The 16,821-nt window shown below is 60.8% G+C and carries 18 protein-coding genes; 5 read left to right on the plus strand and 13 right to left on the minus strand.

Annotated features, from left to right (window positions below; translation table 11 throughout):
- Positions 1-325 (plus strand): hypothetical protein (locus tag BGIM_RS66330; RefSeq protein WP_193789106.1); only part of this gene is annotated, 325 nt, incomplete at its 5' end.
- Between the two features lie 140 nt (positions 326-465).
- On the opposite strand, the gene BGIM_RS0147300 is transcribed toward BGIM_RS66330, so the two are convergent.
- Complete coding sequence (locus BGIM_RS0147300; RefSeq protein ID WP_157370008.1) at positions 466-1,056, minus strand: TIGR02996 domain-containing protein; 591 nt, start codon at positions 1,054-1,056, stop codon at positions 466-468.
- Between the two features lie 187 nt (positions 1,057-1,243).
- On the opposite strand from BGIM_RS0147300, the gene BGIM_RS0147305 reads away from it, so the two are divergent.
- Positions 1,244-1,582 (plus strand): hypothetical protein, encoded by a 339-nt coding sequence (locus tag BGIM_RS0147305; protein WP_020476557.1) that lies wholly within the window; start codon positions 1,244-1,246, stop codon positions 1,580-1,582.
- A 175-nt stretch (positions 1,583-1,757) separates the two neighbouring features.
- On the opposite strand, the gene BGIM_RS0147310 is transcribed toward BGIM_RS0147305, so the two are convergent.
- From BGIM_RS0147310 to BGIM_RS0147330, 5 genes are all read right to left on the minus strand, one after another.
- Complete coding sequence (locus BGIM_RS0147310) at positions 1,758-2,234, minus strand: hypothetical protein (protein WP_238537854.1); 477 nt, start codon at positions 2,232-2,234, stop codon at positions 1,758-1,760.
- Between the two features lie 108 nt (positions 2,235-2,342).
- On the minus strand, positions 2,343-2,561 hold the full coding sequence (locus BGIM_RS0147315) for a hypothetical protein (RefSeq protein ID WP_020476559.1): 219 nt from the start codon (positions 2,559-2,561) through the stop codon (positions 2,343-2,345).
- A gap of 210 nt (positions 2,562-2,771) precedes the next feature.
- Entirely contained in the window at positions 2,772-3,071 is a 300-nt protein-coding gene (locus BGIM_RS0147320) for a hypothetical protein (protein WP_157370009.1), read from the minus strand.
- Between the two features lie 29 nt (positions 3,072-3,100).
- On the minus strand, positions 3,101-3,436 hold the full coding sequence (locus BGIM_RS56540; RefSeq protein ID WP_020476561.1) for a hypothetical protein: 336 nt from the start codon (positions 3,434-3,436) through the stop codon (positions 3,101-3,103).
- 54 nt (positions 3,437-3,490) lie between these two features.
- Entirely contained in the window at positions 3,491-3,820 is a 330-nt protein-coding gene (locus tag BGIM_RS0147330; protein ID WP_157370010.1) for a hypothetical protein, read from the minus strand.
- A gap of 113 nt (positions 3,821-3,933) precedes the next feature.
- Between BGIM_RS0147330 and BGIM_RS64490 the strand changes: the two genes are divergently transcribed.
- Positions 3,934-4,233, plus strand: coding sequence for a hypothetical protein (locus tag BGIM_RS64490; RefSeq protein ID WP_157370011.1), 300 nt, complete (start codon positions 3,934-3,936; stop codon positions 4,231-4,233).
- Between the two features lie 67 nt (positions 4,234-4,300).
- Here BGIM_RS64490 and BGIM_RS0147340 read toward each other — a convergent pair whose 3' ends face one another.
- The gene (locus BGIM_RS0147340; RefSeq protein WP_020476564.1) at positions 4,301-4,771 is read right to left on the minus strand and encodes a response regulator; all 471 of its coding nucleotides are present in this window, start codon (positions 4,769-4,771) and stop codon (positions 4,301-4,303) included.
- A 161-nt stretch (positions 4,772-4,932) separates the two neighbouring features.
- Complete coding sequence (locus BGIM_RS0147345; RefSeq protein ID WP_020476565.1) at positions 4,933-5,646, minus strand: Crp/Fnr family transcriptional regulator; 714 nt, start codon at positions 5,644-5,646, stop codon at positions 4,933-4,935.
- Positions 5,647-5,997: 351 nt separating this feature from the next.
- Here BGIM_RS0147345 and BGIM_RS0147350 point away from each other — a divergent pair, with 351 nt between their 5' ends.
- Positions 5,998-6,657: a Crp/Fnr family transcriptional regulator gene (locus BGIM_RS0147350; RefSeq protein WP_020476567.1), complete on the plus strand. Its 660-nt coding sequence runs from the start codon at positions 5,998-6,000 to the stop codon at positions 6,655-6,657.
- Between the two features lie 323 nt (positions 6,658-6,980).
- On the plus strand, positions 6,981-7,487 hold the full coding sequence (locus BGIM_RS0147355) for a hypothetical protein (protein ID WP_020476568.1): 507 nt from the start codon (positions 6,981-6,983) through the stop codon (positions 7,485-7,487).
- A gap of 867 nt (positions 7,488-8,354) precedes the next feature.
- Here BGIM_RS0147355 and BGIM_RS0147365 read toward each other — a convergent pair.
- The 5 genes from BGIM_RS0147365 to BGIM_RS67730 form a co-directional block, all read right to left on the minus strand.
- The gene (locus tag BGIM_RS0147365; protein WP_020476570.1) at positions 8,355-9,131 is read right to left on the minus strand and encodes a hypothetical protein; all 777 of its coding nucleotides are present in this window, start codon (positions 9,129-9,131) and stop codon (positions 8,355-8,357) included.
- 644 nt (positions 9,132-9,775) lie between these two features.
- Entirely contained in the window at positions 9,776-12,520 is a 2,745-nt protein-coding gene (locus BGIM_RS56545; RefSeq protein ID WP_020476571.1) for a hybrid sensor histidine kinase/response regulator, read from the minus strand.
- Positions 12,513-14,033: an ATPase domain-containing protein gene (locus BGIM_RS0147380; protein WP_020476572.1), complete on the minus strand. Its 1,521-nt coding sequence runs from the start codon at positions 14,031-14,033 to the stop codon at positions 12,513-12,515. The genes BGIM_RS56545 and BGIM_RS0147380 overlap by 8 nt, the downstream gene beginning before the upstream one ends.
- Before the next feature lie 311 nt (positions 14,034-14,344).
- Entirely contained in the window at positions 14,345-15,550 is a 1,206-nt protein-coding gene (locus BGIM_RS0147390; protein WP_020476573.1) for a GAF domain-containing sensor histidine kinase, read from the minus strand.
- A gap of 841 nt (positions 15,551-16,391) precedes the next feature.
- On the minus strand, positions 16,392-16,821 hold a 430-nt coding region (locus tag BGIM_RS67730; RefSeq protein WP_238537855.1), incomplete at its 5' end, for a sensor histidine kinase.

Here is a 16,821-nt window from a genome sequence, read left to right on the forward strand (position 1 = left end):
GGGCGACGACGTGGTGACGGTGGACGACTCAAGCATCTTCGGCCTGACGTCGGTTCGCATGGGGGCCGGGGCCGACATGTTCAAGGCCGACGCCGACAGCACGTATCCGGCGGGCATTGCGACTTATTTCGGGGGCTCGGTCAATTTGTACGGGGAAGCCGGGGCTGACACCTTTGATCTCAGTTACACCGGTGGCACGAAGGTGTCCATTGGCGGCAAACTCTCGGTTTGGGGCGGGACCGAACTCGACACGTCCAAGATTTTTAGCGGCAACACGTTTTACGTGCCGACGACGTACAACGATTGCGAAAGCAAGTCATCGTAATGGGCTTGTGGGTCCGGGATTTTACGGTGAATTTTCCACTTGCCAGAGGTTGGATTGGCATGCTTCCATGTCCGCCATTAGAAAGCCCGGCCAATGGATTCATGCCCTCCGGCAGGGCTTTCGGAGTGAGGCGGGGTTTGTCAAAGGGGAGGGAGTCCGGCTTGTTCGCGGCAGTGGGCGACGCACAAACTTGATAATCCACTCACAGCCTGCTCGCGTGTGCCGCCGGTTCCCCGGAGACGCCCGCCGTCGGCCAGAAATGTGAATGCATTCCACATTTCGGAACCGTCGGACGCGGTGAAAGTGTGAACGTAATGCTCTTTGAATACGAGGGTGGTTACGGGGTGGGCACGAAAGAATAAGCGGGCAAAACCCATCATCGTGAACACCTCCCGAGGCAGTCGAATCTCTTCGACAAACCCCCTCCGAAATGCGATCATCGCCCCCGATCCCCATCCGTCAAGCATCCCCGACATGATCAACTCACGCATCATTGTGTCGGTGGCCGGATCGCCACTTCCGGAACTTACCCAATCCCCCGCCGACGTGCTTTGCCATTCAATCCGCCAGTCCGGGGATGCCAGTTGCTTTCGGATGAACTCGCCGCGCTCATCATCCCCGTGTTCTTGGATCCAATCGGCCAAAATGCCACGGGGCGCGTCATCAACCGGATGTGTGCAGACCGTTTCGATCAATGCCAGGTATTCCGGGTGGGCGGTGTAATCGTTCATCAACTGATCCCCTGAGAGGGGAAATTGTATGGCCGTCCCGCCTTCGACAATGTGACATGCGCGGCTGTGACGACTGGCGCGATCCGCAATCCTTCCCTTGGCCCATTCCGCTTCCCAAGCGGGGAAGGCGCGTTTCCAATCCCAGTTACAATTCTTTCCAATCACGCCATCGTGCCGCCTGCCTCCCATGCTCCTGAAAGTTCCCATCGTGACCGGGCAGGAAGCCTACACCGTTGTTCGTTCCGCCGTCGGCCACGTCGTCCAGCGTGTGGCCATTTGCGAAGCGCACCTTGGCGGGGAAGTCGTCAGGGTCGTCGAGATGGACGATGAGGGTGGAACGTATGAAGACGCCATTCGACACCTGACCTCCGGGGAAGTGTTTGACGAACCGGACGAGGCGGGATTTATCGCCCAATGCCTGAACCAACTCACCGAGAAAGGCCGGCAAGATGACGATGCCCCCGACCACGTCACACAACGGGCCAAACCTGTCATCCCTCCTTTGGCTGATCGCATTCGAGCGTGAGCCGAACTCCGGGGAATCTCCGGTACTGAAAGTAAGCCCGAAGATCTCTCTGAAAGCCGAATCGCCTACATTCAGAACCCTGCCAAGCAACGCCTTGATCTCCTGCGAATCGGCCCCGATGGCTTCGAGTTCATCCGGAGGCAGGCGAGAATCCCTCCTTGGATGATGAAGTGTGTCAACCCGCCTCAAAGGCAGGGATCGGGACGCTGGCCATCCTCTCGTCACACCAGTCAATCACCGCGTCCAACTGTCGGATCGCCGCCGACAGGTCTGCGGCCGGCTCCCATTTGCCCGTCGCGGTCTTCAACTTCGCCGCGATCAGGTCGGCTGATTTGTGGGCCTTGTTCACGATATGACCCGGGCTCTCCGTGTTCTCGCAGCGGCGCAAGACCGCGCGAACCGTCCGGCACCACCACCGGAGCCGGTCGGGGACGTTCGGGGAGAGATCGGGCATGCCCTCGTTCCGGTCACCGGACGTGTATGCCATCATCGCCTCACGATAGTCGGCGAACGCCCGTTGGAGCAAATGCAAATGCGGGATGGAATAGCAAGCCCCGGCTCTCAGGTTCTCCCACTGGCATTTCAGTTCGATCACCCTCACCCATTCGGCGGCGCGGGCGGGGGTCAGTCGCAACGCGGCGAGTTCGGTCATTTGTGTCATAACGTTCGGGCTTTCTCAAACGGGTTCAGTCCGGCGGCATTGATTGTTGACCGGGCGGGGGATGGCTCACGTGTCGGCCGACATGGCTCAAGACGCGAGTCACTCGGGATGGCCGGGTGTCGGGGCCTGTGACACCTCGAACAGCGATTGAACGACCCACGCCTGCATGCACATCGGCTCGGGGCCCTGCACCAGACTCCGGGCCTGTCGCTTCGTGTACTCGATGTCCGCGTCGTTCCCCGCCTCGACGTGGATCGCGCCCGGCGGTTCCCGCAGCCGGCCAATGATGAGAAGACCGGGGCCATTGCGTTCCGGCATGGGATGATATCCTGTAAGGTTGTGAAAGAATTGTCGCAGAGAGAGGAGAGGGAAATACACAAGACTGTCGGCGTGAGGGTATTGTAGCGCCTTCGCCAACAATACGATTTACACATCGTGAGATCCGCGTTATCGTCATCGCACGCAAGGGCATTTAAACCTGGCGCATCGGCGAGGAAGACTGTATGCGGACCTAAGATCTACAAGGCCCTAGATTATTTTCAGGGCATGAATTTGCTTGACAATATAGGAAATTGTCGAGGAGATTTTGTAAAGCCTTGGGTCATTTGTCCTGACCGCCAATGGCAGACCAACAGCGCTTAAATAAATCGCATCTCCAATTTTGTGAATCTCATTCTTCAAGCATCCAAATTCTTCTGATTTTTTTGTCGCCGCAAGAATCGTCACAATTTTCCTAAAATTGACATCAGCCTCGCCGGGAGACATTCCTTCCTTGAAATCACGAAGTATTTCAGCGAAAGCAATCAAGTCTTGTTTGATCTTTGCCAAGTCCGTCATAAGTTTCCAATAGTTGAAGATTACCCGATGATTTCAAGCGATTCAAATTTCATGGCCAGTATTCTCGCCCCAAACGCAATTATCTCATTTTTCATTTGAACTTCGAGTGCGTGGATGTCTTTCGCCAAAGCCCAGCTTTCAAATCTGGCGCACGCCTCCTTCATGTCGGCTCCAAGATCAAAAATCTCCACGGGCATGTTTGCCAGCCCGCTCATGAATTGGTGTGATCGCCGAAAAGCGGCCGAATATCGGACGATGTCAAGCGTCGTGGCCTCAGAATTTTGAAATGAAACGAGCTGTCTTCTGCAATTCAAAATTTCAATTAGAAATTCACGCCTTATCAGTCTTTGATTCATGCGATTAAATCCAGGCCAACAGCGGGGTTGTGAAATTGGTGCCGCTCATAATTTCTACATTCTGCCAAATCCGTTTGCCGGAGACGCGCAGGCAATTTCAAGCTCGTCATCCGTGAAAAGTCTTTCGATTCTTTTGCCCGCCATGTCTTCGAGAGAATATTGCATTGATTCTGCCACAGGCTGGTCGATGCTCACGCGAAGATGTTCACCCGTCGATTTCAACTGGATCACCGAGCCGACAGGATATAGCCGGTTTGACTTGACTGGCATTTTCATGGTTCTTACCGGCGGCGCCAGCGGAGTTTGGAATTGACTAATTTGATAGATAATCGGAGGACAATCAGGCGGGGAAGGCAAATATCGCCTGGCTCGGTCAGTTTTCATGATTGATTCCTTCAGGACACACATGGCTCCATGCTTCCATTATGCCCTTGGCATTTTAATTTGTTGCAGTCAAAACAAATAGAAAGCCATTGCGTTTGGGGTTTAACAGGCGATTGGCGCCGACGATGGCGAGCCCTGTGAATGTCTGCCTTCACATATTTCAAATCCGGAAGGGAATTGCTATTTCGGTGAAGCATGGAAACTTCGCCCACGAAAATGATGAGCTCTCCCGGATCACCGTCTTGCATCACAGCATCGACATGGAGATCCTCGGACAGTCCCGTCAGGATTTCCCCTACGTGACTTTTGATGACGGGGCAACCCGGACATCGTCTGATCACGGCAACCATGATGTCTTTCGTCTTGAGGGGGCGAACAGTTTGATGATCCGCATTGGTCACTTCGCCTCCTGATTTGTCAGTCAGCTCCTGATATCTGATGGTTCTCCGAGATCGGCCAGGGGACCGATCCCGCCAAGGCTCATGTCATTTTTCCGTCCAAGCGGTAATTTCGTCTCCAATCACCGCTTCGGTCGGATCGAACCTGTTTCAATTTTTCAGGCCTCAGGCGGGCGATGCCGGCCAGGGCATTCAAGAGCGAATCGGGTTCGACGGGTTTGATCAGGTGCAGGACAATGCCCGCCGCGAGCGATCTGCTGCGGTCCGGGGGACGTCCGCTGGTGGTGACGGCGATGCAATAAAACCTGCTCACGGCGTTGGCGCGCATTCGTTTCGCCAGTTCGCAACCGTCCATGTCGGGAAGCCGGAGTTCCACGATCAGCACATCCGGCGGGGATTCGGCTGCGGAGACCAAGGCCTCTTCCCCGCTGCGGACGACCGTGGCGTCGTGACCGTAGAGTCGGAGCAATTCGGCAAGGGAACCGGCCGCGTCCTCGTGCGGGTCGGCGATCAGGATCGACAGTTGGCGATCTCCCGCCATGTCGGAAACCATGGGACGCTTTCGGCCCGAGTGTGACTCGTTCGGGCATTGTGTTCAGCATTCGCCGACGGTAAGGGGTGGTGGCGTAATGGTACGGGGCGGGAACGAAATATTCTGTCCGATAACGTACACATGGCCGAATATTGGCGATTTTTTGCGACGAGGCCGGCGATTCAAGGCAACAACCTGTCGAACTGAGACTGGACGAAAGCGTGGCACTCGCAGGACTGGTCCTCAAGCCTTGACCGGTCATGAACAGTGAATCGACCTCTTTCGTACCCGATGAGACCGTCGGCCTGCAAAGGGTTAAGAACTTCAGACACGCTGGCCCGTCGCACTCCCAGCATCATCCCTAAAAACTCGTGTGTCAGGTCGAAGACGTCGGCTCCCATCCGGTCATGGGTCATGAGCAGCCAGCGGCAACATCGTTGACGGACGGAGTGCAATCCGTTGCAGGCGACCGACTGGGCCGTCTGGGTCAGAAATGCCGCGTGATACCTCGCCAAAAGGCGGTGCATGGCCCCGCCTGCTTTTGAGGCGTGCCGGAAGGCGTCGATCCCAATCCGCATTCCATCCCCGGCCACTTGCACCTGTACTCGGAACGGCGAGGTGGGATCACCCAGCACGGCGGCCGCCCCGACGGCCCCCTCCCTTCCGCAGAGGCCCACTTCAATGGTCCGTTTGTCAGCCATGACGGCCACGACGGACACAACGCCATGCTCGGGAAAGTAAACGAAATCGACGGGGCCGCCGGGCGGATACAGGATTTGACTGAAAGCAAGCGGAACCGGTTCCAAATGCGGCGCCAGCCGCCGTTGATCGGCCGGAGGAAGGCGGGCCAGCAGATGATTGCCGGACACGGGGATTTCTCGCTGAATCTTGGCCATTGTCAACCTCGGCGCGCCTGATGAAGGCAAGACCACCGATGGCAGAGCCGGGCTTGAAAAGGCCGGTCGATGACGAGGGTGACGGCGGGGGAGTGGCGAAAGCCGTGCTCCAGGACCGTGGCAGGCCCCCGTCGGGCGGGGGAGATGTTTTATCTTCCTCGATCATTGTAACACCGATCCTCCGTCTTTTTTGTACGATAGCGTACCCACCAAGGCGATTGGATCGAATTCACGATCTTCGTCGGTTGTCCAATCCGGCTTTCACATTTTGAGGAAGGTCAGAAATTGCCTCCCGAAAATCATCTTCTTGCCGCCTTCCCCGCCGACACCGTCGGACGGTGGAGAAAGCACATGCGGACCGTGGAATTGAGGCACGGGCAGGTTCTTCACCATGCGGGACATTCGATCACCGAGGTGTATTTTCCGCTGGACTGCATGATCTCGATCACCGTGACGGTGTCGGCGGGACGGACGGCCGAGGCCGGGGCGGTGGGGAGCCGCGAGATGGTGGGGATCAACGCCTTCATGGGCGGCCGGGAAACGAATCACACCGAATACGTGGCGCAGATTGCCGGTTCCGCCATCATCATGCCGGCCGGGCCTTTGCTTGAGGAGTTTGACACGGTCAAACCGGTGAGGGATGTTCTCCTTCGTTACACGCAGGCTTACATCGCCCATCTCTCCCAGAACGTGGCGTGCAATCGTCTGCACCAGATTGACCAGCGACTTGCTCGCTGGCTGATGGAATGCCGCGACCGTCTGCGGTCGGACGACTTGGCCATCACTCATGAGTTTCTGGCCGAGATGCTCGGGGTCCGGCGGGCCGGGGTCAGCGAGACAGCCGGAAGGTTGCAGGATCGGGGTCTCATCCGCATCGGCCGCAAACGGGTCCGCATTCTGGACTCGAAAGGCCTGGAGGCGGCGTCCTGCGAGTGTTATCGGTTGCTTCGGGATGAATATGACCGGCTACTGGGACCCATGCGCCCGGGCGGTCCGGGGACCACTTCGTGATGTGAACATTTGGCGTGAACACCTCGATGAATGACCGGAGACGCATCATGTTCGTGCGACACTCCGCATGAGCTTATTTTCCCCTATCTGCGGAATGACCGCAAATCCTCTGCGGACGGCCCGTCCATTGCTGACCTTGGACACGACCGGCGACACGGTCAACCGTGGTGCCGTCCTCCTTGGATCAAGAATGATCCCTGGCACAGGGCGATTGACTCCAGGTGTCCCCGGTCAACGACTCCCGCCCTTGGCGGGGTCGCTCAACCTCGCGGCGGGCTGAAGGGCCGGGCCCCGCGTTTCCTCAAACGGCTCATGGAGTTTGCATGTTCGCATTAGTGTTGACGATGGCATTGGGCGCCGGCGATCCGGCCACAAAAGCCAGCCCCGCCGACCAAATCATGATGGATGGCAACTGGACGGTGGTTTGCATTGAAAAGAACGGTGTTCCGGTGGACGAGGCGAAAGACAAGACCGTGATGTTCAAGGGCAACATGGTCAGTTTCACCGGCGCCGAGGCCAAGAGCCAGAAGTCGATGAAAGTCGAGTTCGGCTCCCAGGGCAAGATTCGGGTCACTGAAATCGATCCGAATGTCGCCATTGACGACAAGACCGGGGATGACAAGGCCGGAAAGGGAGCCAAAACCGGCACCTATATTCTGACCAAGGACTTTCTGGCCATCTGCCTGCACGACGAAACCACGCAGGCGAGCGAAGTGAAACCGGCCGGCGGAACCGAGACATCGTTCCAGTCGGGCCAACCGCAGGCCAAGTCGGTTTGCACCATGGTCCTTAAACGTTCCGACAGCGGAACGATTGAACCCCGTCGATAACTCGATTCTCAGGCAGTGAGCGAAAAGTCATCCAAACGGGTGGCTTTTTTCTATGACAAGTCTGGCACGAGTATGTGGGTGAGTGAATGGGAAGCCACACGCCCGGACATGACATTCGCCACGCCCAGTAATCACTCGCCCTCATCATCCGTGACTCCAAACTCACGAAAATACTCAAATCCCTTGTGAGAACGTGCGGGCCTCGCCAAGGTCCGTGAACGAATTGCAGAACACGTTAAGACTCCTCTTGCCACCGTGTCGCCAAACTCGCCAACCTGATTGGCATGGACAAAGCGAACGTCGTTGCATGCTTATGGGAACGGCTTTGATCACCAAACGGCACGAGGTGGCGATCAAGGATGCACTGCGGCGTTGGAAGCAACGGCAAAAATGACCGCCTCCTCCTTATGCCGCCATCGCGCTAACCTACTATTCATCGGCTGTGACCATCACCAAGCTGGCGACCAAGCCTTTTTGGGTTGCCACGGTACTTTCGATAAATGATGCGGCAAAAAGTGGAGAACATCAGGCGCGTTTGCACAAAGCCCCTGCCACACGTCGAAATAGTGAAGCAGACAAGGCATATGATCGCACGCCAACTACCCCATGACATCGGAATCGTCGTAAGTGTTGCGGAAACTGCGGCCGGACTGGTGAGAAGGAATTGCCGAAATGAGCAAGTGCAATGGAAAATGGTTTGATCGCAAGACGGAAAAAATTGAGCAGGGCATGGCTGCCCTTTCCGTATGGATGCGGTGTATCAAGAGTCCAACGGAAATTGACGCCCGTTGAACATCCTGACCCCGGTGGCGTGAAAGCGAATACGAGCCAGGTTTATCCCGGCCCTCTCTCAGAGTCATTCATCATTTACGCCTGGACCGCCACCGGTCGCCGCAACACAAGGCGTCCGGACGGCACCGCGAACAATCGGAGTGTCGGACCAGCCCCCGCCACCCCGCCCGCCCCGGCCGCAATCATCGAGATGAATGTTCCGAAGAATGTCCACCACGTGACCCGTGCCGCCGTCTCGGTGGCATTGCGGGCATCTTGTTCCAATTTCGCCCTGGACACGGGATCTTCGGCGGCCACCCTGGCATCGGCCGGGGCGTTCCTGACCCGTTCCTTGAAATCATTAACCTGCTGTTGGGTATACCCGGCCCGCCGGGCCGCTTCGTCAAAATCCCCTTCCGAGGCGCTTTGTCCAGCGACACTGTCCGTGGACGTGCCCGCCGCCGCGACGGCGACCATCGTGTTAAACCCCATCCTCACACCTGACGCCATCAACCACAGCAGCATGGCAAACACCGTCGCCCACACAAGCAGGCCGAACATTGCCGCCTCCCGCTTGTTTTCGCCCGTTGTCAGTTGGCTGGCGACGTAGCCTCCGACAAAGAGACAGACGGACGTTGCCAAAATGGCGTAAACGGCGGCCGTGATGCCGATGGTTCGCCCGCCGAACTTGTCGCTGACCGAGAAGCCGATGGCGCCGCCCAGCAGGCTGAGCAAAAAATACAGGGCAAGCGCCAAAACCGACCCGGCGATGATTGCCCCCCAGCTAATCCGGCTGCGGACCCCGATAACGTCCTCCGCTCCGATCACCGATCCTTGCGTGGGAACCGTGGTTCCCGTCGTTGCGCCTGTCATAATGCCTTTCCGTGGCTGCGGGCATTTCCTGCCGGCGGGCCACCTGATGTCCTTGGTGTCCGTCACCATGTTGGCGACGGGGAGCCGGAACGCAGCATATTTGAAGCCCTTCGGTCTTGAAACACACGATTGTGCGATTTTGTTTTTCCAGTCCGCGTGACCATGCGATCTCTGCGACTCCCAAATCTGTCCGCTATTCCAAAATCTTGGTTGCAAAACTTTGCCAGGCTGCCTGAGATCTTGTCAGGAGACAAGCATGACTCGATGGAAGTGACTTGGACGGTTAGTGTCGAACCAGCGGGCAATCAGACCTTTGCTGGTTTCTTTTTCAACTTCCCCGGCGAAACCGGTCCGGGGCTGGGGAGATAGGGCAGGCAAAAGATCGGGTCGGTGTGACCGATTGGGAGAATCTGACGGGTTTGAAGTTCTTCGACCGGCTTTCGGAGAAGGTGCGAAACGCTCTTCGTGAATCTATTGATGAAACAAAGATCCCGCCCCCAAAGAAGGCAGCCTCCACGGGGGACCAAGGACATGACAGCAGAAGAGACAGCGAAGGTGCCGGGCGAGGCATCAGCCGGGCTGCTGTATCCGAGTTAAACCGATGCTCGCTTCAACCCGTTCATTTGGTCGAAAGACCGATCATTTCAACCGCCCTCTTCGCTTAATTTCCTCAGCAATTTCTCAAGATCCGGCAAATCGACCGGTTTGACCAAATGGCCGTCACATCCTGCCTCCCTTGAGCGCGCCCGATCGGCTTCCTGCCCCCAGCCGGTGAGCGCGATGATTGTCATCCCCTTGCCCCACGGCTGCCCTCGAATGCGTTTTGTGGCTTCCAGGCCGTTCAGTCTCGGCATTCCCACGTCCATCAGGATGACTTCGGGCCGGAAATGCCCGGCCGACTCCACGGCCTCAATGCCGTCGTGCGCGGTGGCGATCTCATTGCCGAGCAGGCCCAGCATCATCGCCAGCGATTCGGCGCCGTCACGGTTGTCGTCCACCACGAGAATGCGCCGCCCGGAATTCATCCCGGTCCTCCCGGAGTCAGCCGGCGTGTCGGACGCCGGTTCCGGCTCCACGGCCAGCACGGGCAGGTCCACGACAAACGTGCTGCCTTTCCCCTCGCCGTCACTCTGCGCGGTGACCGTTCCACCATGCATTTCCACCAGCCCCTTGACCAGAGACAGCCCGATGCCCAGCCCCCCGGCGCTGCGTTCGACCGGCCGGTCCACCTGCGAGAACATGTCGAAAATCGTTGTCAGCGATGCCGCCGGGATGCCGATTCCCGTGTCTCTCACCGCCACAGTCACTCTTCCCCCGCCCGCCCTCGCGGACAGCCAGATGCTCCCGCCCCGGGTCGTGTACTTCGCGCTGTTCGTCAGTAGGTTGCTGAACACTTGCGCCAGCCGGGTCAGGTCGGCGTCGAGGAACACCCGTTCCGGCGGCAGCGACACGGACAGGGCATGGCCCGCCTCATCAATCGCCGGCCCGGCCGCCTCCGCCGCGCTGTTCACCACGTCAGCCAGGCTCACCCGCGCCCGCCGCAACTCCATCTTGCTCCGGCCGATCCGCGACACGTCCAGGAGGTCGTCGATCATCCGCACCATGTGGGCGAGCTGCCGGTCCATCATCTGTTGCGACCGGTCCCGCGCCGCCCGGTCCTGGGACAGGCGGATGACCTGAAGCCCGTTGCGGATGGGCGCCAGCGGGTTGCGCAATTCGTGGGCCAGCAGGGCGATGAAGTCATCTTTCTTGCGATCCGTCTCCCGCAGTGCGTCCTCCAACCGCTTGCGGTCGGTGACGTCCCGCGTGGTGCCGGCCACCGCCTCGACCTCGCCGTCCTCGCCGAGGACGGGCACGAAAATGTAGTCGTAAATCCGGCGCCCATGGGTCCCGTCGAACGGGACCTCGCCGCGGATCGGTTTTTTGGTCTCGCGGACCTGGTCGATCTCCCGGTCGTGCATCGCCGCGTGCCACGGCTCGTAGCCAATCTCCAGGAACGTTTTTCCGAAAGTTTCGGACGCGTCCCGCCCCCACATCCGCAACAGGGAATCGTTGGCGTAGAGCACCCGGTGATCGAGACTGAACACGTACACAAAGTCCGGGGTGCCGGACAGCACTGTCTCGTACAGCCTCCGTCGCCGTTCGGACTCGGCCGTCACCCGGGCGAGTTCCTGCTCCGCCTTTTTGTGGTCTGTCACGTCACGGGCCGTCCCGAACCACTCGACGATGCGGCCCCCTTCGTCCAAAATCGGGGCGGCCCGCGAAAACGCCCACCCGAGCGTGCCGTCCCCGCGGATGACCTGGTGTTCCATCTCGAACGTTTGTTTGTTCGCCACGGATTTCTCGATCACGGCCCGGACGCGGGCGTGCTCGAACGCGGGCAGGTTCTTTTCCATCCAGCCACGGATCGGCTCGGAGTTGCTGGCGACCAGGTCGCGGCCGTCGAGCGGCTGCAATTCGGACCAGTCGGGGCTCATCAGATATACCACGTCCGACGTGGCGGTCACCAGCACCCGGTAACGCTCCTCCCGGACCCGCAACTCTGTTTCGGCCTGCTTGCGCTCGGTGATGTCCCGGAACACCAGGACCGCCCCGACGGTTTCCCCGCCGGGACTTCGGATCGGGGCGGCCGAGTCGTCGAGCGGCCGCTCGGTCCCGTCCCGCGCGATCAGGATCGTGTGGTTGGCGAGGCCGACCACCACGCCCTCCCTCAACGCTTTCTCCACCGGGTTCGCCACGGTCTGACGGGTGGATTCGTTGACGATCCGAAACACCTCCTCGAGCGGCCGTCCCCGGGCTGCCTCCCCGCTCCACCGTGTCAGTTCCTCGGCCACCGCGTTGAGGAACGTCACACGCCCCTCCGTGTCGGTGGCGATGACCGCGTCGCCGATGCTCGACAGGGTCACGCGATACCGTTCCCGTTCGGCCGCCAGGACCTCGGCGGCCCGGAGGCGCTCGGCCATCAGATCACGGACCGAGTATTGCCGGCGCCGGTCCCGTAGGGCCGACCGAACCGCGCTGACCAGCGATGACAGCTGGACGGGCCGCTTGATGAGCGTCATCGGCCCGGCCGCCTCCAGGGCGCTCAGCAGCCGGGGGGAGTCCTCACCGGACGGGGTCAGGACGATCAGCGGCAGGTCCGACCAGGGGGGCTGGGAGCGAATCCAGTCGGCCAGCACGCCGTTTGTGTCTCCCGCCACCGCCTCCGCCGTCACGAACGCCGCCCCCGCCCCGCGTTCCGCCTCGCGGCGGACGTCCGCGATGGCCTGGCAGACGTGACAGGACATTCCCGCGTCCGTCAGCACATTCCGGGTGGTGGCCGCGTCCCGCGGCGTCGGGGCCAGAACGAGCACGCGGAACTCCAGATCTTCCACCGGGTCGTCACTCATGTTTCGACCCCGAAATGGCCGCGTCCGGTCCGCGGTACGTCGGCGTCCCCCCGAGCACCCCGTGAAAATCCCGGAGCGGCTCCCCGACCTTGATCCCGCCCTCGCTCAGGCTCAGTTCGCGGATCGTCCGCTCGTGCCGGCCGCTCCGCTTCTTGACCACCGACAGCGCCTGCCGGACCTCGCCCATGGCCTCGAAGTAGCGGAACAGGATGACCGTGTCCGCCAGGTAGGTCGTGTCCACCGGGGTGTCCATCTGGCCGATCAAGCCGTGCTGGGCGACGAGCAGGAACGTCACGACCCCCTTGTGCCCGAGGTAGGTCAGCAACTCGTGGAGCTGGGCGGTCAGGAACCGCTCCTCGGGCATCGCGTTGAGGTAGCCGTTGAGGCTGTCGATGACGATCACCCGAGCCCCAGGCCGGCCCGCCTCCCCCTCGGCGGCCCGGCGCACGAGGTGGGCAAATTCACCGGGAGACAGTTCGGCGGTGTCCACCGGCTTGATTGTGATCAGGCCCGACTCCAGATACTCCGCGAGGCTCATTCCGAGCCCGTCGGTCCGCTCCAGGACAGTCTCGATCCGCTCGTCGAACGCGAAAATCACCGTCCGCTCGCCGCGCCCGGCGGCGGCGCGGGCGTACTGGATCGCCAGGGTTGACTTCCCGCTTCCGGCCGGGCCGATGAGGACCGCGCTGGTGCCGTGCTGCAACCCGCCCCCCAGCAGCTTGTCCAGTTCGGTGTTGTCGGACCTCAGAAGTCCCCGCTTCTGACCCCGCGCGTGCTCCCCCGCCACGAGCCTCGGAAAGACGTCCAGCCCCCCTCGCTGGATGACGAAGTCGTGGTTCCCGCCGCGGTACTTCTGGCCGCGCAGCTTGGTGATGCGCAGCCGCCGCCGCTCGGCCCCGTACTCGGGCGAGAGCTGCTCCAGGCTCACCACCCCGTGGGCGATGCTCTGAAGCTGGAGGTCCTCCGTCTCGGACGTCAGGTCGTCCAGGAGGAAGACCGTGCACGCGCGGCCGATGAAGTATTGCTTGAGCGCCAGGACCTGGCGGCGGTAGCGGAGGGCGCTCTGGGCCAGCAGGCGCATCTCCGAGAGGGAGTCGATGACGACCCGCGTCGGCTTGAGCCGCTCGACCTCGGAGAGGATGGCCTTGGTGGTGACGCCCAGCTCGACCTCCGAGGGCTGGAACATGGAGTTTTGATTCTCCGGCTCGAGATCGGCCTCGGTGGCGACGAGGTCGACCACATCCACGCCGTCCAGCGACCAGCCGTGCGACTTGCCCACCGCGACGAGTTCCGCCTTCGTCTCGGAGAGCGTGACGTAAATCACCTTTTCCCCGAGCCGGACGCCCTTGAGCAGGCAGTTCATCGCCAGCGTCGTCTTGCCCGACCCCGGGCTCCCCTCGACCAGATAGAGGCGGTTGGGTGTGAACCCGCCGCCAAGGACGTCATCAAGGCCGGGGATGCCGGTGGCGATCAGCGGTGGTGGCGTGTCGTCGGCCGTCTCATGGTCGGGCATTGCGTTTCCTGAAGGAATTAATTCGGCGGGCCGCCGTCCCGGCCCATCCGCAAGTTTCTACGGGTCCGGTTGCGACGAAAATCATACTCTCCGCCGAGGGAATGCGAATGATTGGCGTGGCCGACGGTTGATGAACACTTTAGGCGCGGGGGCCGTGCATCCGGGAATGAAATATCCGGATTATCCGGCGGCATGGGAAGTGAGCGGGAGCAATTATGATGCCAGTTCGGGTTCCCCGCCTGACCGGGCGGTGGAAAGACGTCACGCTCAAAAAGACAGACAAAAGTCGATGAGTCACCGCGCCTTCAATGTCAGCCGGCCCCGACCGGCATCCGAAAAGTAAACTTCGTGACCCCTTCGGCCGACTCGGCGGCGAGCGTGCCGCCGTGGGCTTTGGCCACTTCCGATGCGATGTACAGCCCGAGGCCGAGTCCTTGCTGTCCGGGGGCCGCCGACCCGCGAGAGAAGGGCTTGAACAGGTGGTCGATCACTTTGGCTGGGATCGTTTTTCCGCGATTATCGACGGACAGTTCAAACACGCCCGCGTCCACCCTTGCAGCCACACGGACCGGCCCGCCGGGGTCGCCGTGAGTGACGGCGTTGCCGAGCAGGTTGGAGAGCATCTGCCCGAGCCGAGCCCGGTTGCACGCGAACGGCCGGCCCGCGCGGATGTCGGCGACGATGTCCCGGTCCGGGGGCGCGGCCTGGAGTTCGTGGACGACCTGGTTCAAGGTCTCCCCCAGGCGGTCGTCCGTCGCAAGTTTGAGGGAGATGCCGCCGCCGAGACGGCCCCGGGCGAAGTCCAGCACGCTGTCGATCAGGTCGGTCATCCGGCCGACACTGCGGTGGATCATGTCCCGGACCTTGCCGGCCGCCGGGTTGTCGGCCAGGCGGGCGAGCACTTCGGCCCCCGATCGGACGGCCCCCAGCGGATTCCGCAGGTCATGGCCCAGCACGGCGATGAACTCCTCACGAAGCTGCGCCGTCTCTCGCTCACTCAGCAGGGCGGTTTCCGAGGCGGCCAGCCGCCGGTGGGTGTCCAGGTGCGATGCGATGAGGCCGGCGAAGAGCTTGAACATCTCCACCGTTTCCGGCTTGCTCACCAGGGCGGGGGCCGGATCGATGGCGCACAGCGTCCCGAAGAAATGGCCGCCGTCCAGGCGGATCGGGACGGAAATGTAACTCCGAAACCCGTACCGGCGGGGCGTCGGGTGACACTTGAACTGTTCGTCCGCATGGGCGTCGTCGATGACCACCAGTTCGCCGCTCTTCTGGATTTCATCGCAGATGGTCGTGCCGATGTCCAACTCGCCGCCCGGCTTGAGGCCGAACGCGATCTCGTCCCGGACGGCGCACGCCACCCACCTCGACTCGGTGACACGGGCGACGGCGGAAAAGCCCATTCCCGTCGTCCGGCAGATCACATTCAGGATTTTTGGCACGACATCGATCAGTCCGACGGCCGCCACATCGGCCGAAAAGTCTTCGTTCGTATTGATGGTTGGAGTCCAATCCAAGGGGTTGCGACACTCATCCCAGGAATTGATTATACGGAGACACTCATTCGCGCCATCGACCCTCGCCTCAAGAGGGGGTTGGCATCCCGTCACGGCAAAACACCAAATCCTCCGGGCGTCTCCGGGCGATGGCCCGGGAACAGTCTCCACAAGAGTCGAAAGGGTCTGATACGGGTGTTTCCGACGATCAATCAACGAGTTTGGAAATGAAGACAGTGCTCACGGCGGCGCTGATGTTTGGGATTTGTGACTTCGCGGTGGTCGGGGGGACAAGGCCGGTCCGGTCGGAACCCGGAACGTGCGAGTACGTCGTCGGCATGATGAAGCGGGGAGAATACCCTGTCCATCAAAAAAAACAGGGACAAGTTCGTCGGCACGCTGACCTTCTGCGACAAGCAGGAGACCAAACTGAAGGATTTGAAGTTCAAGGACGGAAAACTTGTCCTTCACCGCCGTCCGGGAGGCCAACACCAGGCGAAGGTCGGCGACGAGTGGGCGGACGTATGCGAGTTCGCGCTGGAGGAGAGATGCCGGCCATTGACCGCGAGGTTGGCAACTGGCGGGTAATCGCTCGCCCGTCGTCACGGTTTTGTCGGAACTTCGTTGTCACGATGGCGGGGTCGGACGGCAAGCGGATGTCGGTCCTCAACCACGAATTCACGCGGCGACGCGGGGCCGAGGAGTTGGAGCGGTTTGAATTCTCTGACACGGGGACTTTGCTCGGCGTCCATGGGGAGTGGTTCGGGATCCGTCTTCCCTCGGACAGGATCTTTGCAATCGCTTGAGGCACGACCGACACGAGGCGACACAACATTGATTGGCCTCATGCTTTCCGTGACAGTTAGCCAGCTTTGTCCAAAGGGATTTCAACCGTGAAGGTCGTGCCCTGCCTGAAGCCGCCGCTCTCGGCCCTCACCGTCCCGCAGTGCAGGCTCACCAGCGCTTTTACCAGTGACAGCCCGAGGCCAAGCCCCTCCCGGCTCCGCTCGACCGTCTCCTCGACTTGGGCGAACGCCTCGAACACTTTGGGCAGCTCGTCCGCCGGAATGCCAACGCCGGTGTCCGCGACTTTCAGCAGCGCCGACGGGCCGTCCACGGTGAGAGAGACGGACACCCGGCCTTCGCGGTCGGTGAATTTTCGGGCGTTGGTGAGCAAATTACCGGCCACTTGCGCCAGCCGCACCGCGTCGCCAAGCACCCAGACGGGATCGGGCGGCACGCGGACGTCCAGCCCGATCCCCGCCGCCTCCAGACCGGCCCGCGCGTCCTCG

Source organism: Zavarzinella formosa DSM 19928 (assembly GCF_000255705.1).
GTDB classification, from domain to species: Bacteria; Planctomycetota; Planctomycetia; order Gemmatales; family Gemmataceae; genus Zavarzinella; species Zavarzinella formosa.